This is a genomic window from Actinoplanes oblitus (assembly GCF_030252345.1).
Lineage (GTDB): Bacteria > Actinomycetota > Actinomycetes > Mycobacteriales > Micromonosporaceae > Actinoplanes > Actinoplanes oblitus.
In genome coordinates, this window is record NZ_CP126980.1 from 1972249 (window position 1) to 1987399 (window position 15151).

The following is a 15151-nucleotide window of genomic DNA, read 5'->3' on the forward strand; positions in this document are numbered from 1 at the left end:
TCGCGGTGGCGGCCGCGTACTCACGGGCGACTTCGCGTGCCATCCGCGCGCGGACCAGGTACTGGAGGGCGATTAATGACTGACGTGCAGACGGGACTCGACGCCGGGAGCAAGGTCGAGGAGGCGGGGACGGCATCCACCCGCCGCGTCGTCCTGCTGGGCGCCGGCGGCCTCGGCGCCGCCGCGGTCCTGGCCGCCTGCGGCACCGCCACCAGCGGCACCAACCCGAACGGCTCCGACTTCGCCGGTGACCCGGCGCCGGCCGGCAGCAAGGGCGCGGACGCGGTCGGCGGCGGTGGCACCGGCACCGGGGACAGCGGCGGCGGCGCGGCCGGCGCCTCCCTCGCGCTGGTCGCCGACGTGCCCGCGGGTGGCGGCATCATCTCCGGCGACTACGTCATCACGCAGCCCAAGCAGGGCACCTTCAAGGCATTCACCAAGATCTGCACGCACCAGGGCTGCGAGGTCAGCGAGGTGAAGAACGGCACGATCAACTGCCCGTGCCACGGCGCGAAGTTCTCCATCGAGGACGGCTCGGTGGCCGGCGGCCCGGCACCGAAGCCGCTCGCCGAGACGAAGGTCAAGGTGGACGGCGACAAGATCGTCGCAGCCTGATCTCCCCCAGCTGACATCCGGCCGGAGATCCGGCGCCGTGGCGGCGGCACCGGACCTCCGGTCGGGCAATTCTGTCAGTCCCACGCACTACTGTTGTCGTTGTGCCAGACCCGTCCACTTATCGTCCGGCGCCCGGTACCATTCCCGACGCTCCGGGCGTCTACCGCTTCCGCGATCCGGCCGGCCGGGTGATCTACGTCGGCAAGGCCAAGAGCCTGCGTAACCGGCTCAACTCCTACTTCGCCGACACCTGGTCGCTGCACCCGCGCACCCAGCAGATGGTCACCACCGCCGGCTCGGTCGACTGGGTGACGGTCGGCACCGAGGTCGAGGCGCTGCAGCTGGAGTTCTCCTGGATCAAGGAGTTCGACCCGCGCTTCAACGTGAAGTACCGGGACGACAAGTCGTACCCGTTCCTCGCCGTCACGCTGAACGAGGAGTTCCCCCGCCTGCAGGTGATGCGCGGCGCCAAGCGCAAGGGCGTGCGCTACTTCGGCCCCTACTCGCACGCCTGGGCCATCCGGGAGACCCTCGACCTGCTGCTGCGGGTCTTCCCGGCGCGCACCTGCTCGGCCGGCGTGTTCAAGCGGTCCGGTCAGGTCGGCCGCCCCTGCCTGCTGGGTTACATCGGGAAGTGCTCGGCCCCGTGCGTCGGCCAGGTCAGCGCCGAGCAGCACCGGGCCATCGTCGACGACTTCTGCGACTTCATGGCCGGCCGCACCGACACGTTCGTGAAACGCCTGGAGCGCGACATGCTGGCCGCCTCCGAGGAGCTGGAGTTCGAGCGCGCCGCCCGGCTGCGCGACGACATCGCGGCGCTGCGCCGGGCCATGGAGAAACAGACCGTGGTGCTCGGCGACGGCACCGACGCCGACGTGGTGGCCTTCGCCGAGGATCCCCTGGAGGCCGCCGTGATGGTCTTCCACGTCCGCGACGGCCGGGTCCGCGGCCAGCGCGGCTGGGTGGTGGAAAAGGTGGAGGACCTGTCCACCGGCGACCTGGTCCACCACTTCTGCACCCAGATGTACGGTGAGTCCGAGGGCGAGGCCGACGTCCCCCGCGAGCTGCTGGTCCCGGCCCTGCCGGACGACGCCGACGCCCTGGAGGGCTGGCTCTCCGCGCGCCGCGGCAGCCGGGTCAGCCTGCGGATCCCGCAGCGCGGCGACAAGAGGTCGCTGATGGAGACGGTGGCGCGCAACGCCGGCGAGTCGCTGCAGCGGCACAAGCTGCGCCGGGCCGGCGACCTGACCACCCGGAACAAGGCCCTCGAGGAGATCGCCGACGCGCTCGGGCTGGACTCGGCGCCGCTGCGCATCGAGTGTTACGACATCTCGCAGATCCAGGGCACCGACGTGGTCGCCTCGATGGTCGTCTTCGAGGACGGCCTGGCCCGCAAGGCGGAGTACCGCCGCTTCGCCATCCGCGGCAACCCGGACGGCAGCGGGATGGACGACCTCTCCGCGATGAGCGAGGTGATGCGCCGCCGGTTCGCCCGCTACAAGGCGCAGGCCGGCGCGGACGCGCCGGGTGACCGGCCGGGGCCGGCGGCCGAGGAGACCGGGGAGGCGACGGGCGAGCTGGAGACCGCCGACCTGCCCGGCATCGACCCGCTGACCGGCAAACCGCGCCGGTTCGCGTACCCACCCCAGCTGGTCGTGGTGGACGGCGGCCAGCCGCAGGTGAACGCGGCGGCCGCGGTCCTCGCCGACCTGGGGATCACCGATGTGGCGCTCTGCGGCCTGGCCAAGCGGCTGGAGGAGGTGTGGCTGCCCGGCGACGACTTCCCGGTCATCCTGCCGCGCACCTCCGAGGCGCTCTACCTGCTGCAACGTGCCCGGGACGAGGCGCACCGGTTCGCCATCACGTTCCACCGGCAGCGGCGGGCCAAGCGGATGACCGAGTCGGCGCTGGACAGCGTCGCCGGCCTGGGCGAGACCCGGCGCAAGGCGCTGCTGCGGCACTTCGGATCGGTGAAGCGGCTCGCCGCGGCCACCCCGGAGGAGATCATCGAGGTGCCGGGGATCGGCCGCCGGACCGCCGAGGCGGTGCTGGCCGCGCTCAACCCGGCGGGCACCCCGGAAAAGACGGAGACCGGCCGATGAGGGAGCTCGCGACCGAGCCGAGGAGCCGAGGCGGACAGGTTGTCCGGCGGCCGGCGCCCCATCCATCGGCCTACCATGTTGTGTCCGCCCGCGGGGTGCGGGCGAAGCGACGCGGGAGGCGTGCGTGACGGAAGCGATGCCCGAGTTCGGCACCGACGGCGTGGTCGACCCGGACGAGGCCGGTACCGACCTGGTGGTGGTCACCGGGCTGTCCGGCGGTGGCCGCAGCACGGTGGCCCGGGCCTTGGAGAACGTCGGGTTCTACGTGGTCGACAATCTGCCGCAGGCGCTGATGCTGGAGATGGCCGAGCTGGCCTTCGCCGCCGGTGGCGCGGCCCGGCGCACCGCCATGGTGCTGGACGTGCGCAGCCGCGCGTTCTCCACCGACCTGGCCGGTGCGGTGCGCGCCCTCAAGGAGCGCGGCTTCTCGCCGCGGGTGGTCTTCGTCGACGCCGACGACGAGGTGCTGATCCGGCGGTTCGAGTCGGTGCGCCGTTCGCACCCGCTGCAGGGTGACGGCCGGCTGGCCGACGGCATCGCCGCCGAGCGCAAGCTGCTCGCCGAGGCCCGCGAGCAGGCCGACGTGATCATCGACACCAGCCACCTGAACGTCAACCAGCTGCGCCGCCGGGTGGAGGAGCTGTTCGGCGGGGAGGACGCCCGCAAACTGCGGATCACCGTGCTCTCCTTCGGCTTCAAGTACGGCCTGCCCCCGGACGCCGACTACGTGCTCGACGCCCGGTTCCTGCCGAACCCGTTCTGGGTGCCCGAGCTGCGTGACCACACCGGCCTGGAGGAGGGGGTCAGCAGCTACGTGCTGGGCCAGGAGGGCGCCACCGACTTCGTGGCGACGTACGCCGGCCTGATCGCCGCCACCGCGCCCGGTTTCGAGCGCGAGGGCAAGCGCTATCTGACGGTCGCGATCGGGTGCACCGGTGGGAAACACCGGAGCGTGGCGATAACCGAGGAGTTGACTTCGCGGCTGAGCGCCATGCGCCTCTCGGCGCACGCCTCGCACCGCGATCTGGGGCGCGAGTGACGGCCCCGGCCCGGCCGATCCGGGTCGTCGCGTTCGGTGGCGGGCACGGCCTGAGCGCCTCGCTGCGGGCGCTCCGGCACGCCGCGACCGAGCTGCCGCTGGACATCACGGCCATCGTCACGGTCGGTGACGACGGCGGCTCCAGCGGCCGCCTGCGGGTCGAGCGGGACGCCCTGCTGCCCCCGGGCGACCTGCGGCAGGCGCTCGCCGCGCTGGCCGACGAGGATCCGACAGCGCAGCTCACCGCGACCCTGATGCAGCACCGGTTCGTGGCCATGACCGAGCCGGGTGGCGTCCCGCCGCTGCCGCCGGTGGCCCGCGGCCCGCGGATCGAGCGCCGCGCCGACCGCAGCAAGGACACCCTGGCCGGGCACACGGTCGGCAACCTGCTGCTGCTCGGGCTGATGGAGATGCTCGGCGACCCGGTGCGGGCCCTGGACCACGCCGCCGCCATGGTCGGCGCGTGCGGCCGGGTGCTGCCGATGGCCCTGCACGCTGTCGGCATCGAGGCGGACGTGATCGACGGCGCCGGCCGGCGGTCGACCATCCGGGGTCAGCACTCGGTGGCGGTCGTCGACGGCCGGGTCGAGGCGGTGCGGCTGGAGCCGGCCGATCCGCCGGCCTGCCCGCAGGCGCTCGACGCGGTCCGCGCCGCGGACTGGCTGATCTTCGGGCCGGGCAGCTGGTACACGAGTGTGCTGCCGCACCTGCTGGTGCCCGGGCTGGCCCGGGAGATCGTGGCGAGCCCGGCCCGCCGGCTGGTCACCCTCAACCTCGGCACGGACAAGGAGACGCACGGTCTCTCCGCCGCCGGGCACCTCGGCACGCTGCACGGTTACCTGCCGGAACTGCGGGTGGACACGGTGCTGGCCGACGAGAAATGGGCCGGCGAGCCGGAGCCGGTTCGCGTCGCCGCCCAGCTGATGGGAGCCGAGCTGGTATTGGCACCCGTCGCCGTTGCGGACGGGAGCCCACGGCATGATCCTGAGGCACTGGGTGTTGCACTGGTGCCAGTATTGGGCGCCGCTCGTTAATTACTGGCGTAGTGCGGCACACACTGTCCAAGATCCGGCGCATGAGGTGACAACACGATGGCGATGACGGCAGCGGTCAAAGACGAGCTGAGCCGGGTCGACGTGCCCAAGCCCTGCTGTCGGCGGGCGGAGATGGCCTCCCTGCTCCGGTTCGCCGGTGGGCTGCACATCGTCTCCGGCCGGGTCGTCGTCGAGGCCGAGCTGGACACCGGGGCGGTGGCGCGCCGGCTGCGCCGGGAGATCGCCGACGTGTACGGGTACCCCAGCGAGGTGCACGTGCTCGCCTCCGGTGGCCTGCGCAAGGGCAGCCACTACATCGTCCGGATCGTCAAGGACGGCGAGGCCCTCGCCCGGCAGACCGGCCTGCTGGACGTCCGGGGGCGCCCGGTCCGCGGGCTGCCCCCGCACGTGGTCTCGGCGAACGTGTGCTGTGCGGTGGCCGCGTGGCGGGGCGCGTTCATGGCGCACGGCTCGCTCACCGAGCCGGGTCGCTCCAGCGCGCTGGAGATCACCTGCCCGGGACCGGAGGCGGCGCTGGCGTTGCGCGGCGCGGCCCGCCGGATCGGGATCACCGCCAAGGAGCGCGAGGTGCGCGGCGTGGACCGGGTGGTGATCAAGGACGGCGACGCGATCGCCGCGCTGCTCACCCGGATCGGCGCGCACTCCAGCGTGCTGGCCTGGGAGGAACGGCGGGTGCGCCGCGAGGTGCGGGCTACCGCGAACCGCCTGGCCAACTTCGACGACGCGAACCTGCGGCGATCGGCGCGGGCCGCGGTGGCGGCGGCCGCCCGGGTCACCCGGGCGCTGGAGATCCTCGCCGACGACGCGCCGAACCATCTGACCTCGGCCGGGCGGCTGCGGCTGGAGCACCGGCAGGCGTCGCTGGAGGAGCTGGGCGCGCTCGCCGACCCGCCGCTGACCAAGGACGCGATCGCCGGTCGGATCCGGCGGCTGCTGGCACTGGCCGACAAGCGCGCGCGGGATCTCGGCATCCCCGACACCGAGGCGGCTGTCACCCCGGAGATGATGGCCTGCTGACCGCCCGATCCGGTGATTCCGGTCACGCCGGCCGGAGTGCTGGGCGAGGCCGGGCGGGGGGTGGCCGGGTGCCGGGGACGGGACCTGTGGCCGTACCGGAAAAGGGCTTGTGGATCTGGCCGGGATCGGCGTGAGTCGCGCTGGTCACCCGGTGCCGGGGCCGACCCGGCGGGGATCCGGATTAGGTAACGTTCAGGTCGCGCCCCGCTGCGGTCATGGCGGGGGGCCTCGGATAGGGTCACTGGTGACGGCGACGGTGCCGGCAGTTCGGCCGAACCCCCGCTGTGACGCCGCCGAAGTGTCTCTGCTGCGGCGTTCATCGTTGCTTCGGGCGCGGCGGCCGGACGCCCCCTGTGCAGGCCCTCCACGTGGCCGGCACGAGACCCTCCGCCGGTCGCAGAATCCGGCGGACCGAAACGAGGAGACCACCTGTGACCATCCGGGTTGGCATCAACGGCTTCGGCCGTATCGGTCGTAACTTCTTCCGGGCGGTTCTCGCGTCCGGCGCCGACATCGAGATCGTCGGCGTGAACGACCTGACCGACAACGCCACTCTTGCCCACCTGCTGAAGTACGACAGCATCCTGGGCCGTCTGCCGCACGAGGTGAAGGCGACCGCCGACGAGATCACCGTCGCCGGCAAGACCTTCAAGGCGTTCGCCGAGCGTGACCCGAACAACCTGCCGTGGGGCGACCTGGGCGCCGACGTCGTCATCGAGTCGACCGGCTTCTTCACCGACGCCAGCAAGGCCAAGGCGCACGTCGACAAGGGCGCCAAGAAGGTCATCATCTCGGCGCCGGCCAAGAACGAGGACATCACGATCGTGATGGGCGTCAACGACCACCTCTACGACGCCGCCAAGCACACGGTCATCTCGAACGCCTCCTGCACCACCAACTGCCTCGCCCCGATGGCGAAGGTGCTGAACGACGCGATCGGGATCGAGAAGGGTCTGATGACCACGATCCACGCGTACACCCAGGACCAGAACCTGCAGGACGGCCCGCACAAGGACCTGCGTCGCGCCCGCGCCGCCGCCCTGAACATCGTGCCGACCTCGACCGGCGCCGCCAAGGCCGTCAGCCTGGTGCTGCCGGAGCTGAAGGGCAAGCTGGACGGCTTCGCGCTGCGGGTGCCGATCCCCACCGGCTCGGCCACCGACCTGACCTTCACCGCCGCCCGGGACACCACGGTCGACGAGGTCAACGCCGCGATCAAGGCCGCGGCCGAGGGCCCGCTCAAGGGCATCCTGGTCTACACCGAGGACGAGATCGTGTCGGCCGACATCGTCACCGACCCGGCCTCCTGCATCTTCGACGCCGGCCTGACCAAGGTCATCGGCGGCAACCAGGTCAAGGTCGTCGGCTGGTACGACAACGAGTGGGGCTACTCGAACCGCCTCGTCAACCTGGTTCAGCTCGTCGGAGCCTGATCTTGAAGACTCTCGACGACCTGCTCGGCGAGGGTGTATCGGGTCGGCGCGTCTTCGTGCGCGCCGACCTGAACGTCCCGTTCGACAAGAGCAACCCGGGTGTCATCAGCGACGACGGCCGCGCCCGCGCGGTGCTGCCGACGCTGATCGCCCTGCGTGACGCGGGCGCCCGCGTGATCGTGGCGTCCCACCTGGGCCGCCCGAAGGGCGCGCCGGACCCCAAGTTCACCCTCGCGCCGGTTGCCGCCCGCCTGGGCGAGCTGCTGGGCTCCGAGGTGATCTTCGCTTCCGACACCGTCGGTTCCGACGCGCAGTCGAAGGTCGCGGCACTGACCGACGGCCAGGTGCTGCTCCTGGAGAACCTGCGGTTCAACGAGGGGGAGACCGCGAAGGACGACGCGGTTCGCGGCGCGTTCGCCGACGAGCTGGCGAAATTCGCGGACTTCTACGTCGACGACGCCTTCGGTGCGGTGCACCGCAAGCACGCCTCGGTGTACGACGTCCCGGCCCGGCTCCCGCACTTCGCCGGCGGCCTGGTCGTCAAGGAGGTCGAGGTCCTCCGCAAGGTCTCCGAGACCCCGGAGAAGCCGTACGTGGTCGTGCTCGGCGGCTCGAAGGTCTCGGACAAGCTCGCGGTGATCCAGGCGCTCCTGCCGAAGGTGGACAAGCTTCTCGTCGGTGGCGGGATGTGCTTCACCTTCCTCAAGGCGCAGGGTCACGAGGTGGGCAAGTCCCTCCTCGAGACCGAGATGATCTCCACGTGTGCCTCGCTGCTCGAGCAGGCGGGGGACCGGATCGTTCTTCCGGTCGACGTCGTCGCGGCGACGGAGTTCGCCGCGGAGGCGGAGCACGCGGTGGCCGACATCTCGGACATCCCGGCCGACCGCCTCGGCCTCGACATCGGCCCGAAGTCGACGGAGCTGTTCGCGTCCGCGATCGCCGGTGCGAAGACGGTGTTCTGGAACGGCCCGATGGGCGTCTTCGAGCTCGCCCCGTTCGCCGCCGGCACCCGCGGCGTCGCCGAGGCGATCACCAAGATCGACGGCTTCTCGGTCGTCGGCGGCGGCGACTCGGCCGCCGCGGTCCGCACGCTCGGCCTGGACGAGTCCGCGTTCGGCCACATCTCCACCGGTGGGGGCGCGTCCCTGGAGTACCTCGAAGGCAAGACGCTGCCGGGCGTCGCCGCTCTGGAGAAGTGATGGGTGACGTGACCCGCAAGCCGATCATCGCCGGCAACTGGAAGATGAACCTCAACCACTACGAGGCGAATCTGCTGGTCCAGAAGCTCGCGGCGAGCCTGAACGCGGAGCAGCTGGAGGCGGTCGAGACCGTCGTGCTGCCGCCGTTCACCGATCTGCGCACCGTGCAGACCGCGATCGAGGGCGACAAGCTGAACATCGGCTACGGCGCCCAGGACATCTCGCAGCACGCCTCCGGTGCGTACACCGGCGAGATCGCGGGCTCCATGCTGGCGAAACTCGGCTGCACCTACGTGGTGATCGGGCACTCCGAGCGCCGCGAGTACCACAACGAGAGCGACGCGCTGGTCAACGCGAAGATCAAGGCGGCCTTCACGGCCGGCCTGACCCCGATCTTCTGCGTCGGCGAGGGACTGGAGATCCGCGAGGCCGGCAACCAGGTCGAGCACGTGCTCGCCCAGGTCGACGGCGGTCTCGAGGACCTCAAGACCGAGCAGGTCAAGCAGATCGTGATCGCGTACGAGCCGGTCTGGGCGATCGGCACCGGCAAGACCGCGACGCCGGAGGACGCCCAGGAGGTCTGCGGAGCGATCCGCGCCCGCCTGGTCGAGAAGTACGGCGCCGAGGTCGCCGAGGCGGTCCGCATCCAGTACGGCGGATCCGTCAAGGCGAACAACATCGCGCAGATCATGGCTCAGCCCGACGTGGACGGGGCCCTGGTCGGCGGTGCGGCTCTGGACGCCGAGGGCTTCGCCGCCATCGTGCGTTTCCCGGAGCACGTCGCCCGCTGATCGTATTCGGCGCGTGCCCGGCCGTGGTAAACGGCCGGGCACCCGCTATTGTGGGACCGCTGCTGTGCCCTTCGAGAGGAATGAACCCGACCATGCCGATCGGATTCGCGTACACGTTGATCGTGTTGCTGATCATCACGAGCATCCTGCTGACCCTGCTGATCCTGTTGCACCGGGGCAAGGGCGGCGGCATGTCCAGCATGTTCGGCGGCGGCGTGACCTCCAGCCTGGCCGGCTCGTCGGTGGCGGAGAAGAACCTGGACCGCTACACGCTGCTGGTCGGCATCATCTGGTTCGCCTGCATCGTGGGGCTCGGTTTTTGGCTCAAACTCGCGGTGGCTTCCTGACCCGCGAGTAGCGTCGTACAATCTGCCGCGCGGCCGGTTGCTCCGGTCGTGCGGTTTTTTGTGCCTTTAGACAGGAGTGACGTCCGTGTCCAGTGGCAGCGCCATCCGTGGCAGCCGCGTCGGGTCCAGCCCGATGCGCCCCGACGAGCGCACCGAACCCGCCCCTCGCCGGCAGGTGAACTACTTCTGCGCGGCCGGGCACGACAGCCTGATCTGGTTCGCCGCCGAGGCCGCGGCCCCGGAGACCTGGGACTGCCCGCGGTGCGGGCAGCCGGCCGGGCTCGACCGGCAGGCCCCGCCCGGACGGCTGCGGACCGAGCCGTACAAATCGCATCTGGCGTACGTGAAAGAGCGTCGCAGCGAGGAGGACGCCGCGGCGATCCTCGCCGAGGCGCTGGCCAAGGTGCGTCAGCGCCGCGGCCGGGACTGACTCACAGCGGGCTGGTGTCCCGCCCGACGAACCGCGCGCCGGGATCCTCGATCGGCAGGTCGTGGAATCCCAGGCGGCGGTAGAACGCGTAGGCGCTGTGGTTCTCCAGCGCCATGCCCAGGTGCACCCGCGGCACCCCGGCCGCCCGCAGCCCGGCCAGGAACGCGGCCATCAGGCCGCGGCCCTGGCCCTTGCCCTGCCACTCGGGCAGCAGGTCGATGTGCAGGTGGGCGGGGTAATCGGCGAGCCCCGGGTGCAGCATCCGCTCCGGGCGCCGGTGCAGGTCGAGCATCACCTCGTCGCGCGGGTCGCCGTCGACCAGGCGGCCGGCGGTGGCCGGCAGCCACTCGGCGCGGTACCGCTCGACGAACGTGGCGGTGTCCGCGGTGCCGATGAGGTAGCCGACCGGGCGCCCGGTGCCGTCGTCGAGCACGTGCGCGTGCTCCGGCTCCAGGATCACGTAGGGCGCCGCCCAGATGTCCCCGAGGAGCCGGTCCGAACTGTACTTGCCGCGGGCGTCCTGGCCCGCGTCGCCGGTGCGCACGCAGATGTCGTAGATGGCGTCGAGGTCGCTCGGCCGGTAGGCGCGGATTGTCGCTGACACCTACCGGATTTTACGGATCACCGTTCACCGTTTGCTCGCGGCGGCCTCATCGAGAAGGAAAAGCGTCTTGCGTACGCCCTGAGCCCGCGCGGCCGGCAGATCGCCGCCGCGCAGCACGGTGCCGATCGGCTCCGCCTTGTCCGCACCGGCCGCCACCAGCCACACCTCCTCGGCCTGCCGGATGGTCGGCATGGTCAGGGTGATCCGGGTGGGCGGCGGTTTCGGGCTGTTGCGGACGGCTGCCGTCGTCCCGGTGGCTGTCGCGTCCGGGTGCCCCGGGAAGAGCGACGCCACGTGCCCGTCCTCGCCCACGCCCAGCATCAGCACGTCGAACCGGAGCGGCCGGCCGCCGGCGGTCAGCTCCGCCGCGTAGCGGGCCGCCGCCGCGTCCGGGTCGTCGCCGTCCGGGCCGTCGGTGGCCGGCATCGGGTGCACCCGGGCCGGGTCCAGCGGCAGCGCGTCGAGGACCGCCTCGCGCGCCTGGGTCTCGTTGCGATCCGGGTCGCCGGCCGGCAGGAAGCGCTCGTCGCCCCACCAGAGGTCCACCCGGGACCAGTCGATCGCGGCGGCGGCCGGCAGGTCCCGCAGCTGGCGCAGCACCTTGGCGGCCACCCGGCCGCCGGTCAGCACCACGCTCGCCGTCCCGTGCACCGCCTGCGCGTCGATGATCCGGATGGCGAGGCGTGCCGCCACCGTCGACGCCAGGATGTCGGCGTCCGGAACCACCACGACAACGGTCTCACTCACTAGGTTCTCCTTCGCCGAAAGGGCCGTCCGCCAGCGGCGGACGGCCCTTCTCCAGACTTCGTCTCTAACCGGCCATCGCGTCGGTCGTGCTGGCCGCCCGCGCCGCCATCGCCGGGTCCTTCCAGACGTGCACCCGGCTGGCCGGGCGGCTGTCCAGGCCGGACAGCCCGGCCATGGCGCCGAGCGCCTCGGCGTAGATCTGGTCGGCGTCCAGCCGCCGCAGCTCCTCGGCCAGCTCGTCGCCGACCGGCCGCTTGGGCAGCGGCATGTAGCGGTCCTCCTGGCCGGTACGGCTGAACAGCGCGGTGCCCTCCTCGCGGGTGACCCGCACGCAGTCGCCGTTCTCGCACTGCAACTCCACCGAGTGCATCCGCGGGGCGCGGTCGGTGTGCTCCAGCACCGGCTCGATGCCGAGGCGGGACTTGAGCCAGCCGAGCATCAGCCAGGCGGTCGGGTCCTTCTCCGGTGCCACGATCCGGGCGCCGACCACCTTCGCCTCGGTGGCGTCGAACGCGCCCGCCACCAGGGTCCGCCACAGGGTGATCCGGGTCCAGGTGAGGTCGGTGTCGCCGGGCGCGTAGTCGATCGCCCGCTGCTTGAGCGCGGCCACCGGGTCGGGCGCCTGCGCGCTGTCGGTGATCCGGCGCTCCGAGACGACGCCCAGGAAGTCGTTGGCGATCGAGTTCGGCGGCTCCTCGTGCCACCAGGTGACCACCGGGACGTCCGGGGCGAGCAGCGGGATGACCACCGACTCGGCGTGCAGCGCGAGCCGGCCGTACATCCGCATCACGACCGCCTCGGCCGGGCCCAGCCGGCCGCCGACCACGATCTCCGCGTCCAGCCGGCTGCGGCCGTCCAGGTCGGAGCGGACCACGATGAGCAGACGGCACGGGTGCGCGGCGGCGGCTATGGTGGCGGCCGCCTCGGCCTCCCGGACCTTCTTCTCCTCGACCACGGCGATCAGGGTGAGCGCCAGGCCGGAGGCCACGCCGCCGGCGCTGCGGCGTTCCGCGGCGAGCGCCTTGACGACCTCGTTACCGGTGGTGTCCCACAGCCCGATCATGCTCGCCTCCAGGCGCGGCCTTCGCGTTCCAGCATCTCGTCCGAGGCCCGCGGGCCCCACTCGCCGGACCGGTACGGCTCCGGCTTGGTGCCCGCCCAGGCCGCCTCCAGCGGGTCGATCACCCGCCACGACTGCTCCACCTCGGCCGCGTCCGGGAACAGCGTGCGGTCGCCGATCAGGACGTCCAGCACGAGCCGCTCGTACGCCTCCGGGCTGGACTCGGTGAACGCCTCGCCGTACTGGAAGTCCATCGCGATGTCGCGGACCTCCATGGCGGTGCCCGGCACCTTGGAGCCGAACTTGAGCACCACGCCCTCGTCCGGCTGCACCCGGATGACCAGCTGGTTGTTGCCCAGCATCTCCACGTCGGCCGGGTCGAACGGCAGGTGCGGGGCCTTCTTGAAGAGGATCGCGATCTCGGTGACCCGGCGCGGCATCCGCTTGCCCACCCGCACGAAGAACGGCACGCCGGCCCAGCGGCGGTTCTGGATGCCGAGGCGGACCGCGACGTAGGTCTCGGTGGTGGAGTCCGGCGGGATGTTCGCCTCCTCCAGGTAGCCCACGGCGCGCTCGCCGGCCACCCAGCCGGGCAGGTACTGCCCGCGGACCGAGCCGGCGGTGATGTCGGCCGGCAGGCTGATCGCCTTGAGCACCTTCAGCTTCTCGGCCCGGATCTCGTTCGGGTCGAAGCTGGTGGGCTCCTCCATGCCGACCAGGGCCAGCAGCTGGAGCAGGTGGTTCTGCAGCACGTCGCGGGCGGCGCCGGACGCGTCGTAGAACGCGGCCCGGGTGCCGATGCCGACGTCCTCGGCCATGGTGATCTGCACCGAGTCGACGTACTTCGAGTTCCACACCGGCTCGAACAGGCTGTTGGCGAAGCGCAGGGCCAGGATGTTCTGGACCGTCTCCTTGCCCAGGTAGTGGTCGATCCGGTAGACGTCGTCGGGATTGAAGACGTCGTCCACCAGCGCGTTCAGCGCGACAGCGGTCTGCAGGTCGTTGCCGAACGGCTTCTCCACCACCACCCGGCGCCAGCCGCCGGCCTTGGCGTTGTCGGCCAGGCCGGTGCGGTTGAGCTGGTTGAGCACCAGCGGGAACGCGACCGGCGGGATCGAGAAGTAGAAGGCGGTGTTGCCGACGATCCCGTTGCGCTCGCGGAGCTCGTCCAGGGTCTCGGCGAGCTTGTCGAAGTCGGCGTCGTCGTCGAACGAGCCGGGCACGAATTGGAACTGGCTCGAGAGCCGCTGCCAGACGTCCTCCCGCCAGGGCGTGCGAGCGCCCTTCTTGGCGGCGTTGTAGGCCAGCGACTCGAAGTCGCCGTCGCCCCAGTCCGGGCGGGCGAAGCCCACCACCACGAAGCCGGGGGGCAGCAGACCGCGGTTGGCCAGGTCGTACACGGCCGGGATGAGCTTCTTACGGGACAGGTCACCGGTGACCCCGAAGATCACCAGAGCACAGGGCTCCGGAATCCGCGGTAGCCGTCGGTCCTGTGCGGTGCGCAGCGGATTACCCACGTTGCCATCCTGCCAGTTTTTCGCGAATGGAGCGGCCTGTCGCGGAGGGTTCCACGACAGGCCGCGGGGTGTTCGTCAGACGCTGGTGCCGGACTTCAGCGACTTCTCGACGTGCTCGAGCAGTTCCTTCCAGCTGGCGTCGAATTTCTCGACGCCCTCCTCCTCGAGGACCTTCACGACGTCGTCGAAGTCGATGCCGACCGCCGCCAGGTCGGCGAAGACCTTCTTGGCGTCGGCGTAGTTGCTGGTGATGCTGCCCGGCTTGGTGGTGCCGTGGTCGGCGAACGCCACGATCACCGACTCCGGCATGGTGTTCACCGTGCCGGGCGCGATCAGCTCCTCGACGTAGATCGTGTCGGGGAAGTCCGGGTTCTTCGTGGACGTGGAGGCCCACAGCGGCCGCTGCGGGTGCGCCCCGGCGTCCTTGAGAGCCGTCCACCGGTCGCCGGAGAACACCTCCTCGTACGCCTCGTACGCCAGCCGGGCGTTGGCGATGGCCGCCTTGCCCTTGAGCGCCTTGGCCTCGTCGCTACCGATCTTGTCGAGGCGCTTGTCCACCTCGCTGTCCACCCGGGAGACGAAGAACGACGCCACGGAGCCGATCTTGGACAGGTCGTGCCCGTTGGCCTTCGCCTGCTCCAGGCCGGCCAGGAACGCGTCCATCACCGCGCGGTAGCGCTCCAGCGAGAAGATCAGCGTCACGTTCACGCTGATGCCGGCGCCGAGCACCGCGGTGATCGCCGGCAGGCCGGCCAGCGTCGCCGGGATCTTGATGAACAGGTTCGGCCGGTCGACGAGCCACCACAACGTCTTCGCCTCGGCGACGGTCGACTCGGTCTCGTGCGCCTTGCGCGGGTCCACCTCGATGGACACCCGGCCGTCCACACCGTTCGAGGCGTCGTAGGCCGGGCGCAGCACGTCGCACGCCGCGCGCACGTCGGCGGCGGTCATCAGCCGGACCGCCTCCTCGACCGTCACGCGCTGCGCGGCCAGGTCCTTGACCTGCTGGTCGTACGCGTCCGCGTCGGACAGCGCCTTCTGGAAGATGCTCGGGTTCGTGGTGACCCCGACCATGTGCTGCTCGCGGCGCATCTTGTCGAGCGAGCCGCTGGTCAGGCGGACCCGGGAGAGGTCGTCGAGCCAGACCGCCACACCCTGGGCGGACAGCTCTGCCAGTCTGTCGGTCATTACCTTC

The 15151-nt window shown here is 71.3% G+C and carries 15 protein-coding genes; 10 read left to right on the plus strand and 5 right to left on the minus strand.

What is annotated here, in order from left to right:
• Window positions 1-75 precede the first annotated feature (75 nt).
• The 10 genes from Actob_RS09045 to Actob_RS09090 all read left to right on the plus strand — a co-directional run bounded on the left by Actob_RS09045 (window position 76) and on the right by Actob_RS09090 (window position 10028).
• Window positions 76-615 (plus strand): Rieske (2Fe-2S) protein, encoded by a 540-nt coding sequence (locus Actob_RS09045; RefSeq protein ID WP_284919609.1) that lies wholly within the window; start codon window positions 76-78, stop codon window positions 613-615.
• A gap of 101 nt (window positions 616-716) precedes the next feature.
• The gene (uvrC, locus tag Actob_RS09050; RefSeq protein ID WP_284919610.1) at window positions 717-2717 is read left to right on the plus strand and encodes an excinuclease ABC subunit UvrC; all 2001 of its coding nucleotides are present in this window, start codon (window positions 717-719) and stop codon (window positions 2715-2717) included.
• A gap of 136 nt (window positions 2718-2853) precedes the next feature.
• The gene (gene rapZ, locus Actob_RS09055; protein ID WP_407653695.1) at window positions 2854-3756 is read left to right on the plus strand and encodes an RNase adapter RapZ; all 903 of its coding nucleotides are present in this window, start codon (window positions 2854-2856) and stop codon (window positions 3754-3756) included.
• Window positions 3753-4790, plus strand: a complete 1038-nt coding sequence (locus Actob_RS09060) for a gluconeogenesis factor YvcK family protein (protein WP_284919612.1) — start codon at window positions 3753-3755, stop codon at window positions 4788-4790. The genes rapZ and Actob_RS09060 overlap by 4 nt, the downstream gene beginning before the upstream one ends.
• 57 nt (window positions 4791-4847) lie before the next feature.
• Window positions 4848-5828, plus strand: a complete 981-nt coding sequence (whiA, locus tag Actob_RS09065; protein WP_203680794.1) for a DNA-binding protein WhiA — start codon at window positions 4848-4850, stop codon at window positions 5826-5828.
• A gap of 431 nt (window positions 5829-6259) precedes the next feature.
• Window positions 6260-7261 carry a type I glyceraldehyde-3-phosphate dehydrogenase gene (gap, locus tag Actob_RS09070; RefSeq protein WP_284919613.1) on the plus strand — a complete coding sequence of 334 codons (1002 nt, stop codon included), beginning with the start codon at window positions 6260-6262 and terminating at the stop codon, window positions 7259-7261.
• A complete protein-coding gene (locus Actob_RS09075) occupies window positions 7258-8460 on the plus strand; it encodes a phosphoglycerate kinase (RefSeq protein WP_284922278.1) in 1203 nt (400 codons plus the stop codon). The genes gap and Actob_RS09075 overlap by 4 nt, the downstream gene beginning before the upstream one ends.
• Window positions 8460-9251: a triose-phosphate isomerase gene (tpiA, locus tag Actob_RS09080; RefSeq protein WP_284919614.1), complete on the plus strand. Its 792-nt coding sequence runs from the start codon at window positions 8460-8462 to the stop codon at window positions 9249-9251. Before Actob_RS09075 ends, tpiA begins: the two co-directional genes overlap by 1 nt.
• A gap of 92 nt (window positions 9252-9343) precedes the next feature.
• Window positions 9344-9598: a preprotein translocase subunit SecG gene (secG, locus tag Actob_RS09085; RefSeq protein ID WP_284919615.1), complete on the plus strand. Its 255-nt coding sequence runs from the start codon at window positions 9344-9346 to the stop codon at window positions 9596-9598.
• 85 nt (window positions 9599-9683) lie between these two features.
• Complete coding sequence (locus Actob_RS09090; protein WP_284919616.1) at window positions 9684-10028, plus strand: RNA polymerase-binding protein RbpA; 345 nt, start codon at window positions 9684-9686, stop codon at window positions 10026-10028.
• Window position 10029: 1 nt separating this feature from the next.
• Here Actob_RS09090 and Actob_RS09095 read toward each other — a convergent pair whose 3' ends face one another.
• The 5 genes from Actob_RS09095 to tal all read right to left on the minus strand — a co-directional run bounded on the left by Actob_RS09095 (window position 10030) and on the right by tal (window position 15144).
• Window positions 10030-10632 carry a GNAT family N-acetyltransferase gene (locus tag Actob_RS09095; protein ID WP_284919617.1) on the minus strand — a complete coding sequence of 201 codons (603 nt, stop codon included), beginning with the start codon at window positions 10630-10632 and terminating at the stop codon, window positions 10030-10032.
• A gap of 24 nt (window positions 10633-10656) precedes the next feature.
• Window positions 10657-11379, minus strand: a complete 723-nt coding sequence (gene pgl / locus Actob_RS09100) for a 6-phosphogluconolactonase (protein ID WP_284919618.1) — start codon at window positions 11377-11379, stop codon at window positions 10657-10659.
• 64 nt (window positions 11380-11443) lie between these two features.
• Entirely contained in the window at window positions 11444-12442 is a 999-nt protein-coding gene (locus Actob_RS09105) for a glucose-6-phosphate dehydrogenase assembly protein OpcA (protein ID WP_284919619.1), read from the minus strand.
• Window positions 12439-13956 carry a glucose-6-phosphate dehydrogenase gene (gene zwf, locus Actob_RS09110; protein WP_284919620.1) on the minus strand — a complete coding sequence of 506 codons (1518 nt, stop codon included), beginning with the start codon at window positions 13954-13956 and terminating at the stop codon, window positions 12439-12441. Before zwf ends, Actob_RS09105 begins: the two co-directional genes overlap by 4 nt.
• A 75-nt stretch (window positions 13957-14031) precedes the next feature.
• Window positions 14032-15144, minus strand: coding sequence for a transaldolase (gene tal, locus Actob_RS09115; RefSeq protein ID WP_284919621.1), 1113 nt, complete (start codon window positions 15142-15144; stop codon window positions 14032-14034).
• Between the last annotated feature and the right edge of the window lie 7 nt (window positions 15145-15151).

Excerpts from the sequence above, each read along its gene's own strand:
- Actob_RS09105 (WP_284919619.1), bottom strand. The coding sequence starts at position 12,442 with ATGATCGGGCTGTGGGACACCACCGGTAACGAGGTCGTCAAGGCGCTC.
- tal (WP_284919621.1), bottom strand. The coding sequence starts at position 15,144 with ATGACCGACAGACTGGCAGAGCTGTCCGCCCAGGGTGTGGCGGTCTGG.
- secG (WP_284919615.1), top strand. The coding sequence starts at position 9,344 with ATGCCGATCGGATTCGCGTACACGTTGATCGTGTTGCTGATCATCACG.
- rapZ (WP_407653695.1), top strand. The coding sequence starts at position 2,854 with ATGCCCGAGTTCGGCACCGACGGCGTGGTCGACCCGGACGAGGCCGGT.
- Actob_RS09045 (WP_284919609.1), top strand. The coding sequence starts at position 76 with ATGACTGACGTGCAGACGGGACTCGACGCCGGGAGCAAGGTCGAGGAG.
- whiA (WP_203680794.1), top strand. The coding sequence starts at position 4,848 with ATGGCGATGACGGCAGCGGTCAAAGACGAGCTGAGCCGGGTCGACGTG.
- tpiA (WP_284919614.1), top strand. The coding sequence starts at position 8,460 with ATGGGTGACGTGACCCGCAAGCCGATCATCGCCGGCAACTGGAAGATG.